The organism is Nonomuraea sp. NPDC049784 (genome assembly GCF_040659615.1).
In the GTDB taxonomy this organism is placed as follows: Bacteria; Actinomycetota; Actinomycetes; order Streptosporangiales; family Streptosporangiaceae; genus Nonomuraea.
The window spans coordinates 23,290-47,985 of the sequence record NZ_JBFAMX010000023.1 but is presented as its reverse complement, the minus strand read 5'-3'; the positions used below and the strand labels follow the sequence as shown (position 1 = coordinate 47,985).

The window sequence follows — 24,696 nt, the reverse complement described above, 5'->3', positions numbered from 1 at the left end:
ACCACAAGCGGTGATCCAAACAGATGGGTATACCGGTTATTCGACGATTTATGCGAAGAGCTCGTTCAGATGACGACATTGCGGAAGAAGTCGGACGCCCGCCTTGGGCGCCTTGCTCGGCACGGTGGACGATACGGGCTCGGCCGCGGCGACTCTGAGCGTGGCCCGGCCCATGTCGTTGGTGCCGTCGCACTTGACGTCGACCCGGTAGGAGCCGCGCCGGACCGTTCCTGAGACCTGCGCCTCGCCGCGTACCCAGGGCGAGCCGTTGGCGGGCGTGGCTGTCGCGGTGGGTGTGACCGACGCCGCGGGGACCGGGTTGAGCACGACGCCGTTGATGAACGCCTTGGACGTCGCGGTGCCGGTGTGCGCGGGGCCACCGGTCGGGACGGGGCAGTTGGCCAGGATCCACACCTTGGAGGTCTCGCCGGCGGTGATGCGGTCGGGGTTGAGCTGGACCGAGATGGTCTGCCTGGTGACGGTGGGCTGCGGGCTGCTCGTCGTGGTGGCGGTCGGCGTGGCTGTGCCCCCGGCTGTGGGGGTGGCCGTGGGTGTGCCTGTTGGATTGGTTTCGGCGGAGGCCGCGCAGCCGGTCAGACCGACCACGACGATGGCTCCCGCGTAAGCGACTCGCCTGATCCCGAGCACCGGCCGCACCCCACTTTGCCGTTTTGCAACCCAGCATCCACCAAAACTATGGATGTCGCCCCTCCTGATACCCAGAAAATCTGGGCCAATCCCTGACCAACGATCATGATTTATGTCGTTGGCCTGGTACGTCAAGGGTGCCAGGATTGCCGAAAAATGACCGGCGTTTTAGTCTTCCAGCGGTTCAGACGGCGTGTCGGCCCACCTGGGGCCCACGCCTCGCAGAGTCACGAGGCGGGCCTCCTCGCCGGCCTCGCGGTCGATGTGGATCTCCAGCCAGTCGTCGGCCAGGCCCTCGACCAGCCCTTCGCCCCACTCGACGACGGTGATGGACTCCTCCAGCGAGGCGTCCAGGTCGAGGTCGTCCACCTCGAGGTCGCCGCCCAGCCGGTACGCGTCCACGTGCACGAGCGGCGGCCCCTGGCGCAGCGAAGGATGCACCCGGGCGATCACGAACGTGGGCGACGTGATGGGGCCGCGTACCTTGAGCCCTTCGGCGATGCCCTGCACGAGCGTGGTCTTGCCCGCGCCGAGCGAGCCCGACAGGATGAGCAGGTCTCCCGGGCGCAGCAGCGCGGCCAGTCGAGCGCCGTACGCGCGCATGTCCTCGGCGGTCGCGAGCCTCACTGCAACTCCACCCTCTTGAGCAGGTCGCGCAGCGCGTCGTTGACCACGCCCGGCCGCTCCAGCTGAATCAGATGGGACGTGTCGGGCACCTCGGTGAGGTGCGCCTTCGGCAGCGCGGCCGCGATGGCCTTGCTGTGGTCGGGCGGGGTCAGCCAGTCGCGCTCGCCCACCAGGATCGCGGTGGGCACCGAGTCGAGCATGTGGAGCGCGGAGAGCTTGTCGTGGTTCATCAGCGCGGGGTAGAAGTCGGCGAACACCTCGGTCGGCGTCGCCCTGATCATCGATTCGGCGAAGTCGACCACGGTCGGGCTGACGTTCTTGGAGTCGCCGAAGCCCATGTAGCGGGTCATCAGGAACGCGATGTCACTGCCCACGCTACGGGTGCGGTCGACCAGTGCGCCGCGCTTGCCCAGCATCGAGATCGTGGTGGGCGCGATCTTGTGCACCGCCTTGGACACCATCGCGGGCAGGCCCAGCGTGAGCTCGGCCAGCTTGCCCGCCGAGGTGGCGATGAGCGCCACACCGCGGATCTTGTCCTCGAACAGCCCGGGATGGCGGTCGGCCAGCGCCATGATCGTCATGCCGCCCATGGAGTGGCCGACCAGCACGCACGGGCCCGGCACGAACCGCTCGATCACCTCGGCCAGGTCGTCGCCCAGCCGGTCGATCGTGCTGCCGTCGGCGCCCGCGCGCTCCGAGCGCCCGTGGGAGCGCTGGTCCCACAGCACGATGCGGTAGTTCTCGCGCAGGTCCTTGCGCTGGTAGTGCCAGGACTCCAGGCTGAGGCAGTAGCCGTGACAGAGCACGACGGTCAACGCCGCGTCGTCCTCATGGTCGCGACCGCTTCGGGGCTCGTTGGCATCGTTACTCTCGCTCTCTCCCCCCGAGCTCCTTCGCTCCTCGGGCCCGTCGATCTCTACATGCAGCGCCCTACCGTCGGAGGTGACGAGCGTGCGCTCCCTCCCCCGCAGCTCACCGAACGGCTCGCTGGCCTCGGCGTCGGGGCGCAGCCTGATCCGGCCGACCGCGTAGCGCTTGGCCAGCGCCGCCGCCGCGACACCGGCGGAAGCCGCACCGACGAGCGCGCCGGCGATTCCTACCCTGCGCCGTGTTGTCGTCGTCGTCATGTCCCCGATCCTTCTCCGCTCATGCCCGCCGGGAGGTGCCCGTCGTCACTCCGAACGCCTGTGCTCGTAGACCCGCGGCACGCGCGAGCCGATCCTGGTCACGATCTCATGCGTGATCGTGCCGAGAGTATCCGCCCACTCCTGAGCGGTCGGCTCGCCCCCGTCACCTGGCCCGAACAGCACGACCTCGTCCCCTGCCGACAGGGGGTCGTCCCCCATGTCGATCATGAACTGGTCCATGCACACCCGGCCGGCGATCAACCTGCGCCGCCCGCCCGCCAGCACCTCGGCCCGCCCCGTCGCGTGCCTGAGAATGCCGTCCGCGTATCCGAGCGGCACGAGGCCCAGCGTGGTCTCGCGCTCGGTGACGTAGAGGTGAGCGTATGACACACCCGAACCCTCCGGCACCCGCTTGACCAGGCCAATCTGCGCCACGAGCGTCATCGCCTGCCGGAGGCCGAAGTCGCCCAGCTCGGGGATGGGGCTCAGGCCGTACATCGCGATGCCCGTCCTGACCATGTCGAAGTGCGCCTCGGGGAGGGTCACGGTGGCGGCCGAGTTGGCGAGGTGCCTGATCACGTCGGAGCCCGCCGCGCCCACCTGCTCGGCCATCTTCAGCGCCGTCTTGTACGCCTCCAGCTGCTGCCCGATCGACGGGTGGCCGGGGATGTCGGCGCACGCGAAGTGGGACCAGAGCCCGACGATCTCGATCACGCCCTCGGCCCGCAGCCGCATCGCCTGATCCAGCAGCCCCGGCCAGCCGGCCAGCGGGGCGCCGCCCCTGCTCATACCGGTGTCCGCTTCCAGATGCAGCTTGGCGACGCGCCTCGTACGCCGGGCCGCCGCGGCGATCTCCGCGAGCAGTTTCTCGTCGGAGGCCGACAGCTCGATGTCGTTGGCGAGCGCCTCGTCCAGCGGCTCGCCCGGCGTGATGAGCCACGCCAGGATCGGCGCGGTCACGCCGCCCTCTCTGAGTGCGAGCGCCTCCCTGACGAAGGCGGTGCCCAGCCGGCTCCCCCCGCCCTCCAGCACGGCCTCGGACGCCGGCACGAGGCCATGCCCGTACGCGTCGGCCTTGACAGCGCCCATCAACTCAGCGCCGCCGGCCTGTTCTTTGAGCAGGGCCACGTTGTGCCTGATCGCGTCCAGGTCGACCCGTGCCTCGGCTGGGGTGGCCATCGGGGAGTACATCCTTCTAGTGTGGCAGCTCACGCACGTGGTCGAGCGCGATTTCCACCCCTGACGCCCCCATGACGACCGACTTCCACCCCTGTCTTCGCGCCGCTCATCAAGCGAATCGCCTCCGGGACCGCCGAGGCCACATCGGCGGCGGCCAGGGGGGCGCCGTCGGCGGCGAGGCGGCCGGCGAGCCCGTGCAGGTATGCCCCGCAAGACCCCGCGTCGTAACAGCTCAACCCCTGGGCGAGCAGTGCCCCCGCCACACCCGACAGCACGTCACCGGTCCCCCCGGTGGCCAGCCAGGACGTGCCGGTGGCGTTCACCCGCACCGGCCGGGAGTCCTCGGCCACCACCGTGGTGGATCCCTTGAGCAGCACGGTCACCCCCAGCTCGCCCGCGGCCCGCCGAGCGTGCTCCAGCCGGGCCGCCTCGATGGCGTCGCGGTCGACGCGGATGAGCCGCGCCAGCTCCCCGGCATGCGGCGTGATCAAGACAGGCGCGGACCGCCGCAGCAGCGCCCGATCCCGGGCCACCACCGTCAGCCCGTCGGCGTCGATCAGCACGGGCACGTTGGACGCGAGCACGCCGGCGACCAGCTCGTGCGCCCACTCCCCGGTGCCCAGCCCAGGCCCGATCACCCAGGCCTGCACCCGCCCCACGTCGTCGATCGAAGGCCGGTCCAGCTCGGTGACCACCGCCTCGGGCCAGTGCGAACGCACCTGCGCGACCGGCGCGCTCGGCCCCACGTACCGCACCATCCCCGCCCCGGCCCGCAGCGCGCCCCCCACGGCCAGCACGGCGGCACCGGTGAACAGGTCGCTCCCCGCCGCGACGCCCAGCACACCCCTGCGGTACTTGTCCGACTCCTTGCCCGGACGCGGCAGCATGACGTCCACGTCGGCCGAGGTCAGCGCCGCGACGTCGGGGTCGGGCAGGTACGCGCCAAGCCCGATGTCCACGAGCTCGACCCTCCCCGCCTGCTCGGCGCCCGGATCGACGAGCAGCCCCGTCTTGTACGCCCCCATGGTCACGGTCACCCGGGCCCGCACCGCCGTGCCGTCCACCCGCCCGCTGCTCGCGTCCACCCCGCTGGGCACGTCCACCGCCACGATGAGGCCGCGGGCCGCGTTCGCCTCCTCGACGAGCTCCCGGTACGGCTCCCGCAGCGCCCCAGTGGCCCCGATCCCGACGAGCCCGTCGATGATCAGGTCCGCGTCCTCCAGAGAGGCCCGGTCGACGACCCGCCCCCCGGCCTGACGGAACGCGGCGAGCCCGGCCTCGTGCGTCTTCGACCCGGCCAGGATCGCGCCCGCCCAGGCGCCGCGTCTGGCCAGGCGCTCGCCCGCGTAGAGCGCGTCACCGCCGTTGTCGCCGCTGCCGACGAGGAGCACGACGCGTTTGCCGTACACCCTGCCCAAGAGGTCGGCGCAGACGGCGGCGAGCCCCGAGGCGGCTCGCTGCATGAGCGTGCCCGGGGGCAGCCGCGCCATCAACTCGTGCTCGGCGCCCCGGATCTGGTCGGCGGTGTAGGCAGTCTTCATGGCCTCACTCCGTTCGGCTGCTCGGTCGCCATATGCCGCCGCCTTCCCCCGCTCTGGTCGCTTCGCTCCCGCCGCTCCTCCAGGCGACGGCACTCCTTCGCGCGCATGATCCGAAGCTATCCCTCCGCGATCACATAGGCCACGGCCACGCCCGCGTCGTGGCTGAGTGAGATGTGCCACCGCTTCACCCCGAGGTCGTACGCGACCTCCGCGGCCCTGCCGGTGATCCGCAGCTCCGGTTTGCCGGCCTCGTCGCGGCGCACCTCGGCCTCGCGGTGGTCCAGCCCCGCCGGGGCGCCGAGCGCCTTGGCCACGGCCTCCTTGGCGGCGAACCTGGCGGCCAGCGACTGCACCGGCAGCTCCCGCTCGGCCTCGGTGAACAGCCGCTCCCTGAGCCGCGGTGTCCGCTCCAGCGACGCCTCGAAGCGGGCGATGTCCACAACGTCCACGCCGATGCCCAGGATCATCACCCAAGCGTACTCAGAACAGCCCTCGCTCCCACGGACCCCAGATGGCGAAGGACCTGCCCTGTTTGGCCTGCACGTTGACGTACAGCGTGTGACCGCCGGGCCCGAACGTCGAGCCCGCGAACTCCGCACCAGGATCGCCGGAGATCGGCTCCAGGCGGCAGAAGTCGAAGATCTCCCCCGACTTCGTGAGCCCGCGGAGGTAGTTGTCGCCGTCGCCGTCCTCACACAGCACGAGCGTGCCGCGCCTGCTGGCGGTCACGTTGTCCGGCAGGTCGAGCACGGCCGAGCGCGGCGACTCGTAGACGAGCTTGAGCCGCCCGCTCCACGTCTCGTACGCCCACACCTGCCCCCGCCCCTTCCCGAACCCGGCCGGCGGCGTGTCGCCCTGCGCGGTGGCCCCGCCTTGAGTGGAGACGAAGTACACGACGCCCTGATGGAAGACGGTCCCCTCCAGCCTGGAGAAGATGGCCGCCCCCGCCTCGCGCCCCTGCCGGCCCACGGCCTGTACAGCCTCGTCGTAATCCGGCCTGCCGGTGAAGGTCGGGTCAGGCTCGTCGATGTCCACCCAGACGGTCTCGTACGCCGTCCCCGGCTGCTGTCCCACGGACAGGTCCTTGCGCTTGGCGCCCTTGACGGCGAGCATCTGCAGCCTGCCCCCGTCGAGCAGCCGCCCGGCCTGTACGGGGTGCTTCGGTGGCAGGTACCGGTAGAACCCAGAGGGGAAGGAGAAGTTGTCCTCGGTCATGTAGAGCGCGCCCGTCGAGGGGTCGAACGCCACCGACTCGTGCGGGAACCGGCCGGCCGACCTGATCGGCCTGGCGGTCGCGGCGCCGTTGACCGGCACCTCGAAGATGTAGCCGTGCTTCTGCGTGAGCTTGGAGTTGTCGCCGCCGGAGAAGTCGCCGGCCACGTCGGGGCCGTTGACCGTCTCCTCGCAGCTCACCCATGCCCGCCACGCCATGGGGCCGCCCGAGCAGTTCATCATGGTGCCGTTCAGCGAGGGAGCGCTCTGGATCACCTCGCCGTATCGGGTGACGCGTAGTGTCGAGGTGCCGCCCCCGGCCATCGGGTCGTACGCCTTGTTCTTGTCGCCGAACGCGCCGACGGGGCCGTTGACCTCGTGGTTGCGGATGAGGATGGCGCTGCCGTGCGGCCCGGAAAAGGCCGCCATGCCGTCGTGCCTGCCCGGCACGGCCGATCCGTCGCTGAACTTCTCGCCCGCGGCGCTGAAGGAGCGGTACTTGAACCCGTCGGGCAGGTGCAGCCGCACCTTTCCGTCACGTAGATCTTTTACGGGCCTCAGCCGCCCGTACCCCTGTACCGGCTTGACGCCTCCCTGCGCTCCCGCGCAGGCGACTCCGGCGAAAGGCCCGGCGACGGCGAACACATTGGCGATGAAGCGACGACGGTCCATGAGACCTCCCAGCCCCGAACAGTAGCCTCAGGCACAGCCTCATATCCGCCATTCGCCAAGGCGCATCTTCCTTCCCCGAACTGAGTCTCGGTAATCCCACGTCTTTATCCACAGGCTGTGGATCTCGTGGGGAGAGCCCCGACCATGATCCGGTTTGTTCCTCATCGCTACGCTGCCTAGGTGAACAACGGCTACGTGGAACTGAGCAGGGAGCAGTGGAGCGAGCTCCGCAAGAACACGCCCTTGACTCTCACCGCAGACGAGCTGGAAGAGCTACGCGGCCTCGACGATCCCATCGATCTCACCGAAGTCACCGACATCTACCTCCCCCTCACCCGGCTGCTCAACCTGCACTTCACCGGGTCCAAGCAGCGCAGCAGCGTGCTGAGCGCGTTCCTCGGCCATCCCGAGCAGCGCGTGCCGTACATCCTCGGCATCGCGGGCAGCGTCGCCGTGGGCAAGTCGACGACGGCGCGGCTGCTGCACACGCTGCTGGCCCGCTGGCCCGAGCACCCGCACGTGGAGCTGATCACCACCGACAGCTTCCTCTATCCGAACGCGATGCTGGAGGCCAAGGGCATCATGCATCGCAAGGGCTTCCCGGAGAGCTATGACCGCAGGGCGCTGGTCAGGTTCGTGGCTGAGGTGAAGGCGGGGTCGGCGGAGGCGCACGCGCCGGTCTACAGCCACCTGGAGTACGACATCGTGCCCGGCGTCACCCAAATCGTGAAAAATCCGGATATCTTGATCATCGAAGGGCTCAACGTCCTCCAACCGGCCCCGCCCACCTCCCTCGCGGTCAACGACTACTTCGATTTCTCCATCTACGTGGACGCCAAGGTCGAGGACATCCGCACCTGGTACGTCGACCGCTTCCACAAGCTCCGCCGCACCGCCTTCGAGGACCCGAAGTCGTACTTCCGGTACATCGCGGAGCTTTCGTACGACGAGGCCACGGCCTTCGCGGTCAACGTCTGGCGCGACATCAACGAGCGCAACCTGGTCGAGAACATCGCCCCCACCAGGGGCCGCGCCGACCTCGTGCTCAAGAAGGGCGCCGACCACTCGGTCAGACGAGTACGCCTCCGCCAGACCTGACGACCTCCTTACGCGTCCCGAACGCCACCCGCCACCAAAGGGGCCCAGCCGGAGTACTGACGGTCCACGAGACACGTCCCGCCTCCCTTCCCCGCCCAAAGGACGCCTGCCGAAGTACAGAAGGGACAGGAAGGCGGGCACGGATGGGTCAATACGGCATCAACCGCGATAGACCACAATGGCGTGCGTGCTTCATCTCCGACTGATCAGCCCCGCCGCACGCACCGAAGAGGCGACGACGGTGTTGGAGGACTGCCCAGGCGTCACCAACATCGTCGTCCTGCCCGGCGCGGCCCGCGAGCCGAGCGGCGACCTGATCCTCTGCGACGCGGCACGCGAGTCGGCGAACGAGGTGCTGGGCAGACTCAAGTGGCTGGAGACGGAGGGCTCCATCGCCATCGAGCAGGTGGACCTGTCGCTGTCCAGCGCCGCGACCCACGCGGTGGACGAGGCGCCGGGCGACCCCGACGACGCCGTGGTGTGGGAGGAACTAGCGCACAAGGTGCGCGCCGACTCCCGCATCACGTGGGCGTACCTCACGTTCCTGGCCATCGCCACCCAGATCGCGGGCATCGGCATCCTGCAGAACTCGCCCATCCTGATCGTCGGCGCGATGGTGCTCGGGCCGGAGTTCGGCGCGGTCGCGGCCATCTGCTTCGGCCTGCTGCACGCCAGGTGGCACCTGATCATCGCCTCGTTCAGGACGCTCGTCGTCGGGTTCGCGGCGGCGATCGCGATCACGTTCGCCTGCGCGCTGGTCTCTAATTGGCTGGGCTGGATCGACATCGGCAACCTCGCCAGGAACGAGGAGGTCCAGTTCATCGTCAAGCCGGACCGGTGGTCGTTCATCGTGGCGCTGCTGGCCGGCGCGGCCGGGGTGCTGTCGATCACGGCGGGCAAGTCGTCGGCCCTGGTCGGCGTCTTCATCTCGGTCACCACGGTGCCCGCGGCCGGTTACGTGGCCGTCGCGCTGGCACTGGGCGACTGGAACGAGGTCTCCGGCTCGGTGTCGCAGCTGGCGGTCAACATCCTCGGCATGGTCATCGCGGGCACCGGCACGCTGCTGGTCCAGCGGAAATTCTGGCCTCAAGTAGGACGGCGTTCATCCGTCTGAACGAGGCGTCGGCCCCGCGCGCCGGGTACGGTCAGGCACATGCACATCCTCGCCACCGAGGGGCTGACCAAACGCTTCCCCACCGTCACCGCGGTCGATCAACTCACGGTCACCGTGGGACCCGGGGTCACCGGTCTGGTCGGGGCGAACGGCGCGGGCAAGTCGACACTGATCAAGATCCTGCTCGGTCTGCTGCCGCCCACCAGCGGCACCGCCAAGGTGCTCGATCTCGACGTGACCGCGCAGGGCGCCGAGATTCGCAGGCTCGTCGGCTACATGCCCGAGCACGAATGCCTCCCGCCCGACGTCTCCGCCACCGAGTTAGTCGTCCACCTCGCACAGATGTCCGGCCTGCCGCGCGCTGCCGCCCGCGAGCGCGCGGCCGACGTGCTCCGCCACGTCGGCCTGGCAGAAGAGCGCTACCGTGCCGTCGGGGGCTACTCCACGGGCATGAAGCAGCGCGTCAAGCTGGCCCAGGCCCTCGTGCACGACCCCAAGCTGATCTTCCTCGACGAGCCCACCAACGGCCTCGACCCGCGCGGCCGCGACGAGATGCTGACGCTGATCAGGCGCATCGGCACCGAGTTCGGCATCAGCGTGCTGGTCACCTCCCACCTGCTGGGCGAGCTCGAACGCATCTGCGACCACGTGATCGTCATCGACGCCGGGCGGCTGCTGCGCTCGTCCGCGATCGGCGAGTTCACCCAGGCCACGCAGACCGTCACGGTCGAGGTCGATGAGGGCCTGGAGCCGCTGGCCGCCCGCCTGACCGAGGTCGGGCAGACGGTCTCGCAGCAGGGCCGCATGCTGGTGGTCAAGGTGCTCGGGCCCGAGACGTTCGACGCGATCAGGGACGCGGCCGTCGACCTGGACCTCTGCCTCATCCGCCTCGAGCAGGGACGCCACCGCATCGAGGACGTCTTCAGGGAGGAGGTCGCAGGTGTCTGAGATCTACGACATCGGCTACCGCCACTACGACGGGGTCCGGCTGGGCCGCGGCCACTCGACGCGCGCGCTGGCCGTGCACAGCCTGCGCGGCATCTTCGGGCTCGGGCGCACCGCCCGCAGCAAGATCATGCCGTTCTCCCTCTTCGTCATCATGCTCCTGCCGGCGGTCGTGTCCGTCGCGACGATGGCCCTGGCCCAGCAGCGCATCCTCCCCTACAGCGCCTACGCCGTCATCATGCAGGCCGTCGTGGCGGTCTTCCTGGCCTCACAGGCGCCCACCGTCGTCGCGCCCGACCTGCGCTACCGCGTGCTGCCGCTCTACCTGTCGCGTCCGGTCTCGATCGCCGAGTACGTGGGCGCCAAGGTGGCGGCGATGACCGTGGCGCTGTTCCTGCTGCTGGCCGTGCCGCTGACGTTGATCTACGTCGGCGAACTGGTGGTGGACATGCCCGGGCCACCGGCCACCGGGGAGTTCCTCGGCGCGCTGGTCATGGCACTGGTGCTGGCGGTGCTGCTGTCGGCGTTCGGGCTGGCGCTGGCCTCGTTCACGCCTCGGCGCGGGCTCGGGGTGGCCTCGGTGATCGTCGTCTACCTGCTGTCGTCGGCGTCGGTGCCGTTGATCTACGGGACGCTCTACTCCTCTGGCTACGAGTCCGCGGCCGCCTGGGCCTGGCTGGCCAACCCGTTCTGGTTGGTGGACTCCGTACAGTCCTGGCTGTTCAACACCCCGCCGCACTCCATCGAGAGCGCCGCCTACCCAAGTGGCCCGGCCTCGGCGGCGATCCTCGTGGTGCTGGTGGGGCTCGCCCTGGTCGCCCTCGCGCTGCGCTACAGGAAGGCGGCCTCACGGTGAAGATCGAGCTGTCGCAGGTTTCCCGCTGGTACGGCAACGTGGTGGCGGTCAACGACGTCACGATGACGATCGGCCCCGGCGTCACTGGCCTGCTCGGCCCCAACGGAGCGGGCAAGTCCACGCTCCTCCACATGATGGCGGGCTTCCTGGCCCCGTCGAGCGGTTCGGTCACGCTGGACGGGACCCAGGTTTGGAAGAACCATCACATTTACCGAAATATCGGTCTGGTCCCGGAACGGGAGGGCGTGTATGGCTTCCTCACCGGCTGGCAGTTCGTCCTCTCCGCCGCCCGCCTCCACGGACTGAGCGACCCGGTCGAGGCGGCCCGCAAGGCCCTGGCCACGGTCGAGATGGAGGAGCCCAAGGACCGCCGCGTGGAGACGTACTCGAAGGGCATGCGCCAGCGCGTCAAAGTGGCCGCGGCGCTCGTCCACGACCCGCCGGTGCTCCTGCTCGACGAGCCGTTCAACGGCATGGACCCGCGCCAGCGGCTCCACCTCATGGACCTGATCCGGGCCATGGGCACGGCGGGCAAGACGATCCTGTTCAGCTCCCACATCCTGGAGGAGGTCGAACGGGTCGCCCAGCACATCGAGGTCCTGGTGGCGGGGCGGCACGCGGCGTCGGGCAACTTCCGCGAGATCAGGCGCCTGATGACCGACAGGCCCCACCTGTTCATGATCCGTTCGAGCGACGACAGGAAGCTCGCCGCCGCCCTCATCCGCGACCAATCGACGGGCGGCATCACCCTTCGCCCGGACGGCCTGGAGGTCCAGGCCGCCGAGTTCCGCCGCTTCGCCCGGCTCCTCCCCCGGGTGGCTCAGGCGGAAGGCGTACACCTGCACCAGGTCTCCCCGGCGGACGAGGACCTGGAGAGCGTCTTCTCCTACCTGATCAACCGGAGCACCTGATGAATCCAATAGTCGCGGGGATCACCTATCGGGCCCTGCTCGGACGCCGACGGATCATCCTGCTCCTCCTGCTTCCGCTGGCCCTGATCGGCCTGGCGGTGCTCTTCCGCATACTCGGCGGAGACGACCAGAGAATGGCCGTCAACCTGATGCAGAGCTTCGCCATCAGCACCGTGCTCCCCCTGCTGGGCCTGATCGCCGGCACGGGCGTCATCGCCCCGGAGATCGACGACGGCACGATCATCCATCTGATGTCCAAGCCGATCTCCCGTCCGGTCATCGTCCAGACGAAGTTCCTGGTGGCGGCCTCGCTGATGGCCCTGTTCGGCGCCGTGCCCACATATCTGGCGGCCTGGATCCTGGCCGGCAACGAGGACGGCATCGCCCCGGGCTTCGCGCTGGGAGCCCTGGTGGCCGGCGTCGCCTACGCCGCCGTCTTCCTCCTGCTGGGCGTCATCACCCGGCACGCGGTCACGATCGGCATCATCTACGCGCTGGTCTGGGAGAGCGTGGTGGGCGGGTTCATCCCGGGCGCACGCAAGTTCTCGATCCAGCAGTGGGGCCAATCGGTCGCCGACCAGATCTCCGACTCGGCCTTTCTCAAGACCGACGTCGCCCTGAGCTTCGCCGTACCCGCCCTCGTCGTCGTCACGGTCGTCGGCGTCATGTGGGCCGGCCGGCGACTCCGGGTCTTCTCGCTCACCGGGGACGAATAAGCGAACGGCCCGCGGGGTCACCCCGCGGGCCGTTCGAAGCGTCGCTCAGGCGCAGGCCGTACGTACGACGTCGGCGAGGCGGTCCGCCACCTGGGTGGCGTGCTCCTCCGACGCGGCCTCCACCATGACCCGGATCATCGGCTCCGTGCCGCTCGGCCTGATCAGGACCCGGCCGGTCTCCCCCAGCTCCGCCTCCGCCGCCGCGACGGCGGCCAGCAGGTCGGGAGCCGAGGACTTGCCCTTGTCCACGCCCTTGACGTTGATCAGGATCTGCGGCAGCGGCGTCATCACCGAGGCCAGCTCCTTCAGCGAAACGCCCGACTTGGCCACCACGCCCAGCAGGTGGAGCGAGGTGAGCAGGCCGTCGCCGGTGGTCGCGTGGTCGAGCATGATGACGTGGCCCGACTGCTCCCCGCCCAGGTTGTAGCCCTCGGACTTCATGCGCGCGAGCACGTAGCGGTCGCCCACCGCGGTCTCCACCACGGTGATGCCCGCATCGCGCATGGCCAGCTTGAAGCCCAGGTTGGACATCACGGTCGCCACCACGGTGTCCTTGGCCAACAGACCCTCGCCGTGCATGGCGGCGGCGAGGATGGCCATGATGTGGTCGCCATCGATGATCGCGCCCGTGTGGTCGACCGCCAGGCAGCGGTCGGCGTCGCCGTCGTAGGCCACGCCCAGGTCGGCCCCGCGCGACACGACCACCTGCTGGAGCTTGTCCAGGTGGGTGGAGCCGTGGCCGGCGTTGATGTTGAGGCCGTCGGGCCTGGCGCCGATGGACTCGACCCTGGCGCCCGCCCGCACCAGCGCCTCAGGAGCCACCATGTGCGCGGCCCCGTGCGCGCAGTCGACCACGATGTTGAGCCCGTCGAGCGCGGCGTTCATCGTGGTCAGCACGTGAGAGATGTACCGGTTGGCCTCACCGTACGCTTCCCGCACCCGGCCCACGCCAGAGCCGATGGGAAAGGTCCACTCCTCGCCCAGGCGCCGCTCGATCTCGTCCTCGACCGCGTCGGACAGCTTGAAGCCGCCACGGGCCAGGAACTTGATGCCGTTGTCAGGCGCCGGATTGTGCGAGGCCGACAGCATGACGCCGAGGTCGGCGCCGAGCGCGGCGGTGAGGTGGGCGACGGCCGGGGTGGGCAGCACGCCGAGGCGCAGCACGTCCACACCAGACGCCGCGAGGCCGGCGACCACGGCGGCCTCGAGAAACTCTCCCGAGGCACGCGGGTCCCGGCCTACGACCGCCACCGGTCGGCGCCCGGTGGCGGCGAACGCGCCGGCATCGCCGAGGACGTGAGCCGCCGCGACCGACAGGTCCATGGCGAGCTCCGCCGTGAGGTCGCGGCCGGCGACCCCACGGACCCCGTCGGTGCCGAAAAGGCGCGCCAACTTTAGCGCTTGCTGTACTGCGGAGCCTTGCGGGCCTTCTTGAGGCCGTACTTCTTCCGCTCCGTGGCGCGGGCGTCACGGGTGAGGAAGCCGGCCTTCTTCAGCGGCGGGCGGTTGACCTCGACGTCCAGGATCGCCAGGGCGCGCGACAGACCCATGCGCAGCGCGCCGGCCTGGCCGGTCACGCCGCCGCCGTCGATGCGCGCGATGACGTCGAACGCCTCCTCGGCGCCGAGCACCACGAAGGGCTCGTTGACGATCTGCTGGTGGACCTTGTTCGGGAAGTAGACGTCCAGCGAACGACCATTGATCGTCCACTTGCCGGTGCCGGGGACGATGCGCACGCGGGCGATCGCCTCCTTACGGCGGCCGGTGCCGTACGAGTTGCCCGTAGTGACGGGCTTGCGCACGGGCACATCGGCGCTGGCGGCGGACTCGGTGGTGTACTCGGACGGGAAGTCCTCGCCGGAGAGGTCCTCCAGCTCGGCCTCGACGACGGCCGTCTCGACACCGGTGGGCTCAGCCACGGTTCTCCTCTAAATCTTTCGAACTACTACTGGGCGATCTGGGTGATCTGGAACTGCACCGGCTGCTGGGCCTGGTGCGGGTGCTCAGGACCCGCGTAGACCTTCAGCTTCTTCGCCATCTTCCGGCCGAGGGAGTTCTTGGGAAGCATGCCCTTCACGGCCTTCTCGACGGCCTTGTCCGGCCGCTTCTCCATGAGCTCGCCGTACGTGACGGAACGCAGACCGCCCGGGTAGCCCGAGTGGCGGTACGCCTTCTTCTGCTCAAGCTTGTTGCCACTGAGCGCGATCTTGTCCGCGTTGATGACGATGACGAAGTCACCGGTGTCGACGTGAGGAGCGAAGATCGGCTTGTGCTTGCCGCGGAGCAGGGTCGCGACGTGGCTGGCCAGCCGGCCCAGCACGACATCGGTCGCGTCGATGACGTACCACTGACGCTGGACGTCGGCGGGCTTCGGTGAGTACGTGCGCACGGTCGTAGCCTTCTTTATGCTCGCGTCTTCGGCGCTGTCGGAAGTGACAGCTACATTGGTCGGTCGGTGCGGGCACACGACGGCCCGGACCTTCCGTCTCCTCAACACGGGAGATGACGCCGGACGCGCCGCGCATTGGTCTCACGGACCTATGCACACAACGAACCTAAGCTACCCGCCCAACGGCGCACAGGTCAAAATGACCGGTAACCCGATGTGAGCTTACCTGACCGCAGAACGGTTCGGTTTCGTTTCCCTGGGACCCCTTCTTTCCCAGGACCAGACATCCCTATCGTTAGCGGCGGTATGCGGCAGAACTCTCACCCCCGGCAAACCCAGCAGGGCGCTCGGCGCCGGAATCACCTGGGGGTGCTCGCCTGCCTCATGGCCGTGCTGTTCACGGGCGTACTGATCGGCCGGCTGACCGACGACACCGAGCCGAGCCGCCACGTCTACCTCAACGAGACCATCCCGCCCGCGGCCGCCACCGCCAACCCCGCGCCGACGACGGCCAAGAAGGCGCAGCAGCAGACCGAGATGATCCCCAGAACGCTCACCACCAAGGCCCAGCCGCGCGGCAGGACCACCCCCAGGGCCACCAGGACGCCCGACGGCCAGATCCCCGGGTTCAACACCCAGGACAACCCGGCGATGCTCAGCGACGGCAGCACCGGCGTGCAGGTGATGCCCGGCCTGGCGGCCAAGGTCGTCTCGCTCACCAACTCCGCCAGGTCCAAGCACGGCTGCGGCGCGCTCAGGGTGGACGGAGGGCTGACCCGCTCCGCGCGTACGCACTCGCTGGAGATGGCGCGCACCAGGCAACTCGCCCACAACTCCCCCGACGGCTCCTCGCCGTGGGACCGGATGGAGCGCGCCGGATACCACTGGGGCGCCGCGGAGAACATCGGCGCCGGGTACAGCACCCCCGAAGAGGCGGTAAGCGGCTGGCTCGGCAGCCCTGACCACCGCAAGAACATCCTCGACTGCGGCCTGAAGGCCATCGGCGTGGGCGTCGCGTCCGGCCCGGACGGGCCATGGTGGACTCAGGACTTCGGAACCCGATGACGCACATCACGGTAATGTCGCCGCATGGGTTTTCCCGAAGGACGTGAAAACGGCGCCCCCTACGGGATGGGGAGCATGTTCCAACCCGCGGGCGGCGCTCAGGGTGCTCAAGGCCGCCGCCGCGCTCAGGGCGATCCGGGTGGTCCTCCTGCTCAGGGCGGTCCGGGTGGTCCCCCTGCGCAAGGCGGTCCAGGCTTTCCCGGCGGCCCGGGAGTTCCGGGCTTTCCCGGCGGCCCGGGAGGTCCCGGCTTTCCCGGCGGCCCGGGGGGCCCCGGCGACGCCGGCGGCCCTGGCACTCGAGGTGCTCACGCCGGTCCGGCCGCACCCGGCGGCCCGGAGGGCCCGGGCGCTCCGGGCGGGCCGGATGCCCCCGGCGACGCCGACGCTCCGCGCGGTTCCCGTCGCTCCCGCAAGAGGCGCGCCGTCGATGACTCCGACCGCGCCGCCGATGACTCCGGCAAGGAGCCGCAGAGCAAGCCCGAGAAGGCGCCGCAGAGCCGGATCGGCTGGAGCCCGTACGACGAGGGCCCGCGCTCGCGCGCCCCGCTGTGGTTCGCCATCGGCGGCATCGCGGTGCTCGGCCTGCTCGGCGGCGGCCTGGTGCTGATGTACAACGCCGACGAGCCCGTCACCGCCCAGACCGCCGCCCCGCGCCAGACCGCCGCGCCGCTCCCGTCAGCACCGCCCGGCAAGTACGGCTTCGCAGCCGAGCGCTCCACGGACCCCGAGCCGATCACGGTCAAGGAGATCTTCGGCAAGAAGGGGAGGTTCAGCGTCTCGGGCCGGTCGTACGAGATGACGGTCACCAGCAAGGACAAGAAGTGCAGTGACGGCGCTCTGGGCGACGCCCTGAAGAAGGCGCTCAGTGACGGCAAATGCACCCAGCTCGTACGCGCGAGCTTCCGCGACAAGGCCGGCAAGGTGATCGGCACGATCGGCGTGGCCAACCTCAAGTCCAGCAAGTCGGCCGCCAAGGTGGCCAAGGTCGGCAGCACGACCAACTACGTGAAGCCGCTGGCGGGCAAGGACAGTGTCACCAAACAGCTCGGTTCGGGCGCCGGTGGCGCCAAGATCTGGACGCACGGCCACTACGCGATCATGGTCTGGTTCCAGAACAAGGACGGCACGAAGCCGGACAAGAAGGGCTCCAAGCAGGTCTTCGCCGCGATCAACGACATCACCAAGGCGACGGTCTTCAAGGCCCTGGACAACCGCACGCTGACCGGAAGCCCCCTCTAGCAAAACGGGCTTTGTGCGCGTTAGGCGGCCAAACGGGATGCGGGATCCCACTGGGAACGCCCATACCGACATAACGATCTCGCTACTCTCGCTAGGCTCCCCCCTATGCGTGGCCAGGAACCCGGGTCCGAGCACGATCGCAGGGAAGCCGACAGCTCGGCCGCCCCAGCGACGCCACCGCCGAGCTTCGGGCAGATCAGCGAGCAAGACGCGCCATCGGCGTTCGCCCCTGCCGACGAGGCGGCGCGTGGCTCCGCCGACGGCGAGGCACGTGACTCCGCCGATGGCAGAGCACGTGGCTCGGCCGACGACGTGACGTCCGCCTCGTCCGGCCGGCCGGCATCCGCGCCGCACGACGACGCGGCGCAGGCGCCCTTCAGCCCCTCGGCGTCCGCGGGCGCCGAGGGACGGCCTGCCATCCCCGTCTTCCATGGACCGCCGCCGAACCTGCCCGACCCGGACGAGGCGCCCGGCGCGCAGCCGTGGGAGGTCTCCGGAGACGACGCCGCGCCGTACGACTGGTTCGACGAGGCCGAGCCCACCCGACCGGGCGGGCTACGGCCGCTCGTCCCGCTCTCCGACGAGACCCGCCCGGGCCTTCCACCGGCCAGCCGGCCACCCGCCGAGCTAGACCGCCCTGGCCTTCCACCGGCCGCCCAGCCACCCGCCGAGCTGAACCGATCTGGCCTTCCGCCAGCCGACCGGCCATCCGCCGAGCCGGACCACCTGGGCCGCGCACCTTTCGGACAAGCGGAGCATCCGCCGGTCGAGTCGGAGCGGGCCGACCAGACGCGGGCCGGCCACGTACGCGCGATCCGGCCTTGGGACGAGCCGGAGGCGGAGGCGGAGCCCGACGCCTGGCCGGTAGAGCCGGTCGTGCCCGGCGCGCCGCCCTGGGAGCCCCCGCCGGCGTTCACCGCCGCCGCCGCGGGCATGCCGGTGTGGCCCGCGCCCGTCAGCGACCCGCGCGCCATGCCGCCGTGGCCCGCCGCGACGGGCGAGCTGGTGGCCGAGCCCGACAACGACGACCCGAACGCCCCCTTCGACCCGAACGCCACCAACCCGGAGGGCTTCACCCGCCCGGCCCACTACTTCGACCCGGAAACAGCGCGAAGGGAAGCGGCTGAGCAGCCGGAAGCCACGCGGCCGGGAGCCGTCCCCCCGCAGCAGCGGGAAGGCGCCCAGCACCCGCCTGCCTCCAGCGCCGCCAAGCCGGCCGACGCCCCGCCGTCCAAGCAGGCGAGAGCCCCCCTCCCGGCCCCCATCGCCCCGCCGCAGGAGGAGACCCGGCCACTCGCCCACGAGGGCACCGCAAGGCCACCGGCGCAGTCCCCTCACGACACCAAGCAACCCGCCCACTACTTCGACCCCAAGGCCGCCGAACGCGACACCCCGCCGGTCTCGCTCTCCGACCCTGCCAACCCGTCGGGCCGCCCGGCGGAGCCCGGCGACGTACCCGTCTGGCCGCCCAACCCCCCGGCCGAGGCCAAACTGCCCGACCTCCCGTTCCCCCGCGACACCTGGGGCCAGAAGTCCCTCCCCCCGGGAGGCGGCCCCGCGTTCCCGAGTGGAGCGTTCAAACAGCCCCCGTTCCAGACCCCGCCCCCGCCGCCCGCCCCGCCCGGCAGGAGCAAGCGCGCCCTGTTCGTCACGCTGGGCGCCCTCGCCCTGGCCGGGGTGGCAACCGGCGGCTTCTTCGCCTACCAGGCCGTGAGCTCCCCGACGCCCACCACGGCCGCGGCCCGGCCCAGCGCGTCCGAGCAGGCGAGTTCCGAGCCGCCATCCGCCGCACCGTCCGCGGCGCCCACCGACGCGCCCGGCGGCACGTCGATCCTCAACTCCGAGCGGACCGACCCGCAGAAGTTGTCGCTCTCCGAGGCGTTCCCGAAGAAGAAGGTGAGCGCGGCGGGCACGACGTTCACCAGGGTCAAGGCCGACGTGGAGACGAGCTGCGACAAGGTCGCCACGGGGGCCTTCGCCGACGCGCTGCGGAAGCAGAAGTGCGGCCGCGTGCTCAGGGCCACGTACGTCGACAGCAAGCGCCGCTACGCCGTCACCACGGGCATAGCGGTCCTCCCGGACAAGGACGCGGCCGCCGCCGCCGACCAGGCCAAGGACCTCTCACACAACATCTGGTTCCGTCCGCTCCCCGGCGGCGCGGGCTCGGGCGGCGAACGCGTGCACATCGCCGGCGGCTACGCCTCCGGCCTGGTGTGGGGCCGCTACATCGTCTTCAGCTACGCCACGTACGCCGACGGCCACACGCCCGAGTCCAAGGACAAGACGCTGCCCAAGGTCAGCGGGGCGTTGCGCGACCAGACGTCACTCGTCCTGGAACGTCGCGTCACCAAGGGCTGACTGCGGCTCACGGCGATCAGACGCAGTACGCACTCGCCGCGTGGCCTCGGCCCGCGCGGCGAGCTCCGCCTCCGCCGGGTAGCCCACCTCTTCCAGGCACAGCCCGTGCGCGGGCGCGACGTGCACCCCGGAGTCGCGTACGGCCCGCGTCAGCACCTCGCCCGGCCACTCCGCGGGCCGCCTGCCGTCGCCCGCCGAGAGCAGCGACCCGACCAGCGCCCGCACCATCGAGTGGCAGAACGCGTCCGCCACGACGGTCGCCACCAGCACCCCGTCCGGCTCGCGCACCCACTCCAGCCGCTGTAGCTCCCTGATCGTGGTGGCCCCTTCGCGCTTCTTGCAGAACGCCGCGAAGTCGTGCTCCCCGAGCAGCCGCGCCGCCGCCGCGTTCAGCGCGCCGACGTCCAGGGACCGGTTGTGCCAGACCACCTCATGCCGCCGCAGCGGGTCCACGCCGCCCGCCGCATCGCTCACCCGGTACGCGTACCGCCGGAACATCGCCGAGAAACGTGCGTCAAAGCCCTCAGGAGCCACGGAGACGCGAAATACGCGTACGTCCGGGGGCAGTACCCCACCCAGCCGCCTGACAAGCGCAGAGAGCCGCTCATCGACGCTCAGCGGCCCGCGGTTCCCGTCGAGCTCGGCCAGCGAGCCCTCCGGCACATCCACGTGAGCGACCTGGCCGCGCGCGTGCACCCCGGCGTCGGTACGGCCGGCCACCGTCAGCATGGCGGGCTCTTCGAGGCGCAGGATCCGGCCCAGCGCCTGCTCGATCTCGCCCTGGACCGTGCGGCGTCCCGGCTGCCTGGCCCATCCGGAGAAGTCGGTCCCGTCGTACGCGAGGTCTAGGCGGAGCCGTACCACGATGATCCTCCTTCAACTGAAAACGGGCCCGCACCCCACTGGGGTCCGGGCCCGTCTTATCTGGCCTGAAAGATCAGGCCTCGTCCTTCTTCGCCTCAGCCTCGGCGGCCGGAGCCTCCTCCGCGGCGGTCTCCGCGGCGGGGGCCTCGGGAGCCTCAGCGGCCTCCTCGGCCTTGGGGGCCTCGGTCTCCTCCGCGGCGGGCGCCGGGGCCGTAGCGGCGGCCGGAACCTCGGTGCGGCGGGTCGTGACGGCGTTCAGCGGCTCGGTCACCAGCTCGATGACCGCCATCGGGGCGTTGTCACCCTTACGCGGACCGACCTTGGTGATCCGGGTGTAGCCACCCGGACGCTCGGCGAACGTCGTCGCGATCTCGGTGAAGAGGTGGTGTACGACGCCCTTGTCCTTGACGACGGTCAGGACCAGGCGACGGTTGTGAATGTCGCCCTTCTTCGCCTTGGTGATCAGGCGCTCCGCCAGCGGACGCAGGCGCTTGGCCTTGGTCACCGTCGTGCGGATCTTGCCGTGGCGGAACAGATCGGTGGCCAGGTTGGCCAGGATCAGCCGCTCGTGCGCCGGACTGCCGCCAAGACGTGCACCCTTGGTGGGCTTGGGCATTTCATTCTCCTTGTGGTTAACCCGCCCCGGCCGTACCAGGTACCGAAGTCGGGCCGGCGCCGCAGCTTCTCTGCGACGCCGTTACGTTCACCCGCATCCCATCGCCTCGGGGACCTCAGCCCTCCGAAAGGCGCGCGGACAGGACCGCGGGAAGTATCAGTACTGCTCGGTCTCGACGTAAGCGCTGTCGTCGTCGTCGTAGCCGCCCCCAGCCACCGCGCTCGGGTCGAACCCGGGCGGGGAGTCCTTGAGCGCCAGCGTCATCTCGTGCAGCTTCTGCTTGACCTCTTCGATCGACTTGGCGCCGAAGTTCCTTATGTCGAGCAGGTCCTGCTCGCTGCGGGCGACGAGCTCGCCCACAGTGTGGATGCCCTCGCGCTTGAGGCAGTTGTAGGAGCGAACGGTGAGGTTCAGCTCCTCGATCGGCAGCGCCAGGTCGGCGGCCAGGGCCGCGTCGGTCGGCGACGGGCCGATGTCGATGCCCTCGGCCTCGACGTTGAGCTCGCGGGCCAGGCCGAAGAGCTCGACGAGGGTCTTACCGGCGGAGGCCACCGCGTCGCGGGGCTTCATGGCCGGCTTGGTCTCGACGTCGAGGATGAGGCGGTCGAAGTCGGTGCGCTGCTCGACTCGGGTCGCCTCGACCTTGTAGGTGACCTTGAGCACCGGCGAGTAGATCGAGTCGATCGGAATGCGACCGATCTCCTGGCCCGGCTGCTTGTTCTGGGCGGCGGAGACGTAGCCGCGACCGCGCTCGACGGTCAGCTCCATCTCCAGCTTCGCCTTGCCGTTGAGCGTGGCGATGCGGAGCTCGGGGTTGTGCACCTCGACACCGGCCGGCGGCGCGATGTCGGCGGCGGTGACCTCACCCGGGCCCTGCTTGCGCAGGTACATCACGACCGGCTCGTCGTGCTCGGAGGAGACGACCAGTTCCTTGAGGTTGAGGATGATGTCGGTGACGTCTTCCTTGACCCCGGGGACGGTCGAGAACTCGTGCAGCACGCCCTCGATGCGGATGCTCGTCACGGCCGCGCCCGGAATGGACGACAGCAGCGTGCGACGGAGCGAGTTGCCGATGGTGTAGCCGAAGCCCGGCTCCAGCGGCTCGATGACGAACCGGGACCGGGTGTCGTCAATCGACTCTTCGAGAAGAGTCGGGCGCTGAGCGATCAGCATGTGTGGGTCTCCCCTTTTTTTCGTGTGGCGCCCGCTATATGACGCCACTCCGATAAACAGCGTAGTTGAGGTGCGGAAATCCGCACCTCAACTCAGGCTCACTTCGAGTAGTACTCGACGATGAGCTGCTCCTGGACCTGGGTGTCGATCTGCTGGCGAACCGGCAGCTGGTGAACCAGGACGCGGAGCTTCTCCGGCACGACGCCGAGCCACGCGGGAACGGTGCGCTCGCCCGCAGTCGCCCGAGCGACCTCATAGGGCATCAGGTTGCGCTTGTTCTCGCGGACCTCGATGATGTCGTGCTCGCGAACGCGGTACGACGGGATGTCGACCTTCTTGCCGTTCACCAGGAAGTGCCCGTGACGGACCTGCTGGCGGGCGGCGTCACGCGACTGCGCGAAACCGGCGCGGTAGACCACGTTGTCGAGCCGGCTCTCCAGGATCTGGAGCAGCACCTCACCCGACTTGCCGGTCTTGCTCGCGGCCTCCTCGTAGTAGTTGTGGAACTGCTTCTCGAGGACGCCGTAGATGCGGCGGGTCTTCTGCTTCTCGCGAAGCTGAAGCTGGTACTCGGACTCCTTGGGACGTCCGCGGCCGTGCTCACCCGGCGGGTAAGGACGGATCTCGATGGGGCACTTGGCGGACTCACACTTGCTGCCCTTGAGGAAGAGCTTGGTCTTCTCGCGACGGCAGAGCTTGCAGTCCGCGCCCGTGTAACGAGCCATTTCTCTGTATCTCCTGGGCTAATTCAGACGCGGCGGCGCTTCGGCGGACGGCACCCGTTGTGCGGAACCGGGGTGACGTCCTGGATCGAACCCACCTCGAGGCCGGTGGCCTGCAGCGAGCGGATCGCGGTCTCACGGCCGGAGCCGGGACCCTTGACGAAGACGTCGACCTTGCGCATGCCGTGCTCCATGGCGCGGCGGGCGGCGTTTTCCGCGGCCATCTGCGCGGCGAACGGGGTGGACTTACGGGAGCCCTTGAAACCCACGTGGCCGGCGCTGGCCCAGGAGATCACGTTCCCGTTGGGGTCCGTGATCGAAACGATCGTGTTGTTGAACGTGCTCTTGATGTGGGCGTGCCCGTGAGCGACGTTCTTCTTCTCCTTGCGGCGCACCTTCTTGGGCGCGCCCTGACGGCTCTTAGGAGGCATTGCTTGCCATTACTCCTGAGGTCTTCGGTCCGCGGCTGTGGACTACTTCTTACCGGGCTTCTTCTTACCGGCCACGGTCTTCTTCTTGCCCTTGCGGGTGCGCGCGTTGGTCTGCGTGCGCTGACCGTGGACGGGCAGGCCCTTGCGGTGCCGGATGCCCTGGTAGCAACCGATTTCGATCTTGCGACGAATGTCGGCCTGGACCTCGCGGCGCAGGTCACCCTCGATCTTGAAGTTCGCCTCGATGTAGTCACGCATCGGGACGAGCTCGGTGTCGGAGAGCTGGTGGACGCGGAGGTCGCCGCTGACACCGGTGGCCTGGAGGATCTCCTGGGCGCGGGTGCGGCCGATTCCGTAAATGTAGGTGAGAGCGATCTCCAGCCGCTTGTCGCGGGGGAGGTCGACGCCAACCAGGCGAGCCATGGTCGGGCATTCTCCTTCTTTGTGGCGGAGGTCTTGCGCCGCACTACCCCTCCCCAATGCCCGGGGTGAGGGCCCCGGCCTCCGACCGGGGGTTTCCCGAGTGGTTCGGACCCTCGAAAGAGCCCGCCTGCTCAAGTGTGAGACGCGATTACTGACTCAGGCTTCTCATGCGTCGAGTCCGCTCCCTCATGTCGGGGCGGACTCGGAGAAGCCTTGCGGCGACTAGCCCTGGCGCTGCTTGTGGCGCAGGTTGTCGCAGATCACCATGACGCGACCGTGCCGGCGGATCACCTTGCACTTGTCGCAGATCTTCTTGACGCTCGGCTTTACCTTCATTGTCCTTCTGATTCCTCAGACGTCTTACTTGTATCGGTAGACGATCCGCCCACGACTCAGGTCGTAGGGGCTCAGTTCAACGACTACCCGGTCGTCCGGCAGGATCCGGATGTAATGCATCCGCATCCGCCCGCTGATGTGGGCCAGGACCTTATGGCCGTTGTCGAGCTGCACCCGGAACATCGCGTTCGGGAGCGACTCGACCACAGTGCCCTCGATCTCGATGGCGCCGTCTTTCTTGGCCAAAATTCCTCGCGTTTCACTGATCGATCGTCTGAGGCTGCGGTTCACTAAGCAGCCGCGACCTCACGCTTCGGAGAGAGCGGCGACCGGCAACGGTCACCGACGCGTGATAGTCATAGTGAGCCGACTAAGGAGTGTACGACACCTGAGCTCAAAACGCGAAACGCGTGCCAGGCGTCCTGACACAACCA

27 protein-coding genes are annotated in these 24,696 nt (G+C 69.4%); 9 read left to right on the top strand and 18 right to left on the bottom strand.

Features of this window, described 5'->3' with window-relative positions:
- Positions 1–48: 48 nt before the first annotated feature.
- The 7 genes from AB0J09_RS08840 to AB0J09_RS08810 form a co-directional block, all read right to left on the bottom strand.
- Positions 49–648: a hypothetical protein gene (locus AB0J09_RS08840; RefSeq protein WP_360687380.1), complete on the bottom strand. Its 600-nt coding sequence runs from the start codon at positions 646–648 to the stop codon at positions 49–51.
- A 168-nt stretch (positions 649–816) separates the two neighbouring features.
- On the bottom strand, positions 817–1,275 hold the full coding sequence (gene tsaE, locus AB0J09_RS08835) for a tRNA (adenosine(37)-N6)-threonylcarbamoyltransferase complex ATPase subunit type 1 TsaE (protein WP_360687377.1): 459 nt from the start codon (positions 1,273–1,275) through the stop codon (positions 817–819).
- On the bottom strand, positions 1,272–2,402 hold the full coding sequence (locus AB0J09_RS08830) for an alpha/beta hydrolase (protein WP_360687373.1): 1,131 nt from the start codon (positions 2,400–2,402) through the stop codon (positions 1,272–1,274). The genes tsaE and AB0J09_RS08830 overlap by 4 nt, the downstream gene beginning before the upstream one ends.
- Before the next feature lie 45 nt (positions 2,403–2,447).
- The gene (gene alr / locus AB0J09_RS08825) at positions 2,448–3,581 is read right to left on the bottom strand and encodes an alanine racemase (protein ID WP_360687370.1); all 1,134 of its coding nucleotides are present in this window, start codon (positions 3,579–3,581) and stop codon (positions 2,448–2,450) included.
- 29 nt (positions 3,582–3,610) lie between these two features.
- Positions 3,611–5,122, bottom strand: a complete 1,512-nt coding sequence (locus tag AB0J09_RS08820; RefSeq protein ID WP_360687367.1) for an NAD(P)H-hydrate dehydratase — start codon at positions 5,120–5,122, stop codon at positions 3,611–3,613.
- A gap of 116 nt (positions 5,123–5,238) precedes the next feature.
- Positions 5,239–5,589: a holo-ACP synthase gene (locus AB0J09_RS08815; protein WP_360687364.1), complete on the bottom strand. Its 351-nt coding sequence runs from the start codon at positions 5,587–5,589 to the stop codon at positions 5,239–5,241.
- Positions 5,590–5,602: 13 nt separating this feature from the next.
- A complete protein-coding gene (locus AB0J09_RS08810) occupies positions 5,603–7,006 on the bottom strand; it encodes an alkaline phosphatase PhoX (protein WP_360687361.1) in 1,404 nt (467 codons plus the stop codon).
- 195 nt (positions 7,007–7,201) lie between these two features.
- Here AB0J09_RS08810 and coaA point away from each other — a divergent pair, with 195 nt between their 5' ends.
- The 6 genes from coaA to AB0J09_RS08780 all read left to right on the top strand — a co-directional run bounded on the left by coaA (position 7,202) and on the right by AB0J09_RS08780 (position 12,646).
- Positions 7,202–8,104 carry a type I pantothenate kinase gene (coaA, locus tag AB0J09_RS08805; RefSeq protein ID WP_360687389.1) on the top strand — a complete coding sequence of 301 codons (903 nt, stop codon included), beginning with the start codon at positions 7,202–7,204 and terminating at the stop codon, positions 8,102–8,104.
- Between the two features lie 187 nt (positions 8,105–8,291).
- Positions 8,292–9,218 carry a DUF389 domain-containing protein gene (locus AB0J09_RS08800; protein WP_360687358.1) on the top strand — a complete coding sequence of 309 codons (927 nt, stop codon included), beginning with the start codon at positions 8,292–8,294 and terminating at the stop codon, positions 9,216–9,218.
- 39 nt (positions 9,219–9,257) lie between these two features.
- Positions 9,258–10,166, top strand: a complete 909-nt coding sequence (locus AB0J09_RS08795) for an ABC transporter ATP-binding protein (RefSeq protein WP_360687355.1) — start codon at positions 9,258–9,260, stop codon at positions 10,164–10,166.
- Positions 10,159–11,019: an ABC transporter permease gene (locus AB0J09_RS08790; RefSeq protein WP_360687352.1), complete on the top strand. Its 861-nt coding sequence runs from the start codon at positions 10,159–10,161 to the stop codon at positions 11,017–11,019. The genes AB0J09_RS08795 and AB0J09_RS08790 overlap by 8 nt, the downstream gene beginning before the upstream one ends.
- Entirely contained in the window at positions 11,016–11,930 is a 915-nt protein-coding gene (locus tag AB0J09_RS08785) for an ABC transporter ATP-binding protein (protein WP_360687349.1), read from the top strand. The genes AB0J09_RS08790 and AB0J09_RS08785 overlap by 4 nt, the downstream gene beginning before the upstream one ends.
- The gene (locus AB0J09_RS08780; protein ID WP_360687346.1) at positions 11,930–12,646 is read left to right on the top strand and encodes an ABC transporter permease subunit; all 717 of its coding nucleotides are present in this window, start codon (positions 11,930–11,932) and stop codon (positions 12,644–12,646) included. Before AB0J09_RS08785 ends, AB0J09_RS08780 begins: the two co-directional genes overlap by 1 nt.
- Positions 12,647–12,691: 45 nt before the next feature.
- On the opposite strand, the gene glmM is transcribed toward AB0J09_RS08780, so the two are convergent.
- From glmM to rplM, 3 genes are read right to left on the bottom strand one after another with little or no spacing between them, the layout of a single operon-like run.
- Entirely contained in the window at positions 12,692–14,038 is a 1,347-nt protein-coding gene (gene glmM, locus AB0J09_RS08775; protein ID WP_360687343.1) for a phosphoglucosamine mutase, read from the bottom strand.
- Between the two features lie 2 nt (positions 14,039–14,040).
- Entirely contained in the window at positions 14,041–14,565 is a 525-nt protein-coding gene (gene rpsI / locus AB0J09_RS08770; protein ID WP_360687340.1) for a 30S ribosomal protein S9, read from the bottom strand.
- A gap of 26 nt (positions 14,566–14,591) precedes the next feature.
- Complete coding sequence (gene rplM, locus AB0J09_RS08765) at positions 14,592–15,035, bottom strand: 50S ribosomal protein L13 (RefSeq protein WP_360687334.1); 444 nt, start codon at positions 15,033–15,035, stop codon at positions 14,592–14,594.
- A 306-nt stretch (positions 15,036–15,341) separates the two neighbouring features.
- On the opposite strand from rplM, the gene AB0J09_RS08760 reads away from it, so the two are divergent.
- From AB0J09_RS08760 to AB0J09_RS08750, 3 genes are all read left to right on the top strand, one after another.
- Positions 15,342–16,100, top strand: a complete 759-nt coding sequence (locus AB0J09_RS08760; RefSeq protein ID WP_360687331.1) for a CAP domain-containing protein — start codon at positions 15,342–15,344, stop codon at positions 16,098–16,100.
- 75 nt (positions 16,101–16,175) lie between these two features.
- Entirely contained in the window at positions 16,176–17,339 is a 1,164-nt protein-coding gene (locus AB0J09_RS08755; protein ID WP_360687328.1) for a hypothetical protein, read from the top strand.
- A gap of 105 nt (positions 17,340–17,444) precedes the next feature.
- Entirely contained in the window at positions 17,445–19,697 is a 2,253-nt protein-coding gene (locus AB0J09_RS08750; protein WP_360687325.1) for a hypothetical protein, read from the top strand.
- On the opposite strand, the gene truA is transcribed toward AB0J09_RS08750, so the two are convergent.
- The 8 genes from truA to infA all read right to left on the bottom strand — a co-directional run bounded on the left by truA (position 19,662) and on the right by infA (position 24,508).
- A complete protein-coding gene (gene truA, locus AB0J09_RS08745) occupies positions 19,662–20,561 on the bottom strand; it encodes a tRNA pseudouridine(38-40) synthase TruA (protein WP_360687322.1) in 900 nt (299 codons plus the stop codon). The two genes, AB0J09_RS08750 and truA, sit on opposite strands and share 36 nt — an antisense overlap.
- A gap of 73 nt (positions 20,562–20,634) precedes the next feature.
- Positions 20,635–21,177: a 50S ribosomal protein L17 gene (gene rplQ, locus AB0J09_RS08740; RefSeq protein ID WP_360687319.1), complete on the bottom strand. Its 543-nt coding sequence runs from the start codon at positions 21,175–21,177 to the stop codon at positions 20,635–20,637.
- Between the two features lie 156 nt (positions 21,178–21,333).
- Complete coding sequence (locus tag AB0J09_RS08735) at positions 21,334–22,350, bottom strand: DNA-directed RNA polymerase subunit alpha (protein WP_138670590.1); 1,017 nt, start codon at positions 22,348–22,350, stop codon at positions 21,334–21,336.
- A 98-nt stretch (positions 22,351–22,448) separates the two neighbouring features.
- On the bottom strand, positions 22,449–23,075 hold the full coding sequence (rpsD, locus tag AB0J09_RS08730) for a 30S ribosomal protein S4 (RefSeq protein WP_360687316.1): 627 nt from the start codon (positions 23,073–23,075) through the stop codon (positions 22,449–22,451).
- Between the two features lie 23 nt (positions 23,076–23,098).
- A complete protein-coding gene (rpsK, locus tag AB0J09_RS08725; protein ID WP_020542285.1) occupies positions 23,099–23,503 on the bottom strand; it encodes a 30S ribosomal protein S11 in 405 nt (134 codons plus the stop codon).
- Between the two features lie 42 nt (positions 23,504–23,545).
- Positions 23,546–23,926: a 30S ribosomal protein S13 gene (gene rpsM / locus AB0J09_RS08720; protein ID WP_043623489.1), complete on the bottom strand. Its 381-nt coding sequence runs from the start codon at positions 23,924–23,926 to the stop codon at positions 23,546–23,548.
- Positions 23,927–24,148: 222 nt separating this feature from the next.
- Positions 24,149–24,262, bottom strand: coding sequence for a 50S ribosomal protein L36 (gene rpmJ, locus AB0J09_RS08715; RefSeq protein WP_003956441.1), 114 nt, complete (start codon positions 24,260–24,262; stop codon positions 24,149–24,151).
- 24 nt (positions 24,263–24,286) lie between these two features.
- Positions 24,287–24,508, bottom strand: a complete 222-nt coding sequence (gene infA, locus AB0J09_RS08710; RefSeq protein WP_012887858.1) for a translation initiation factor IF-1 — start codon at positions 24,506–24,508, stop codon at positions 24,287–24,289.
- Positions 24,509–24,696: the final 188 nt, after the last annotated feature.

Bases quoted from the DNA above. Each gene is read 5' to 3' on its own strand.
- AB0J09_RS08820 (WP_360687367.1), bottom strand. From the start codon at position 5,122: ATGAAGACTGCCTACACCGCCGACCAGATCCGGGGCGCCGAGCACGAG.
- AB0J09_RS08795 (WP_360687355.1), top strand. From the start codon at position 9,258: ATGCACATCCTCGCCACCGAGGGGCTGACCAAACGCTTCCCCACCGTC.
- AB0J09_RS08750 (WP_360687325.1), top strand. From the start codon at position 17,445: ATGCGTGGCCAGGAACCCGGGTCCGAGCACGATCGCAGGGAAGCCGAC.
- AB0J09_RS08780 (WP_360687346.1), top strand. From the start codon at position 11,930: ATGAATCCAATAGTCGCGGGGATCACCTATCGGGCCCTGCTCGGACGC.
- AB0J09_RS08810 (WP_360687361.1), bottom strand. From the start codon at position 7,006: ATGGACCGTCGTCGCTTCATCGCCAATGTGTTCGCCGTCGCCGGGCCT.
- AB0J09_RS08760 (WP_360687331.1), top strand. From the start codon at position 15,342: ATGCGGCAGAACTCTCACCCCCGGCAAACCCAGCAGGGCGCTCGGCGC.
- rpsD (WP_360687316.1), bottom strand. From the start codon at position 23,075: ATGGCTCGTTACACGGGCGCGGACTGCAAGCTCTGCCGTCGCGAGAAG.
- rplQ (WP_360687319.1), bottom strand. From the start codon at position 21,177: ATGCCCAAGCCCACCAAGGGTGCACGTCTTGGCGGCAGTCCGGCGCAC.
- alr (WP_360687370.1), bottom strand. From the start codon at position 3,581: ATGGCCACCCCAGCCGAGGCACGGGTCGACCTGGACGCGATCAGGCAC.
- rpsK (WP_020542285.1), bottom strand. From the start codon at position 23,503: ATGCCTCCTAAGAGCCGTCAGGGCGCGCCCAAGAAGGTGCGCCGCAAG.
- AB0J09_RS08735 (WP_138670590.1), bottom strand. From the start codon at position 22,350: ATGCTGATCGCTCAGCGCCCGACTCTTCTCGAAGAGTCGATTGACGAC.
- AB0J09_RS08830 (WP_360687373.1), bottom strand. From the start codon at position 2,402: ATGACGACGACGACAACACGGCGCAGGGTAGGAATCGCCGGCGCGCTC.
- rpmJ (WP_003956441.1), bottom strand. From the start codon at position 24,262: ATGAAGGTAAAGCCGAGCGTCAAGAAGATCTGCGACAAGTGCAAGGTG.
- rpsM (WP_043623489.1), bottom strand. From the start codon at position 23,926: ATGGCTCGCCTGGTTGGCGTCGACCTCCCCCGCGACAAGCGGCTGGAG.
- AB0J09_RS08815 (WP_360687364.1), bottom strand. From the start codon at position 5,589: ATGATCCTGGGCATCGGCGTGGACGTTGTGGACATCGCCCGCTTCGAG.
- AB0J09_RS08755 (WP_360687328.1), top strand. From the start codon at position 16,176: ATGTTCCAACCCGCGGGCGGCGCTCAGGGTGCTCAAGGCCGCCGCCGC.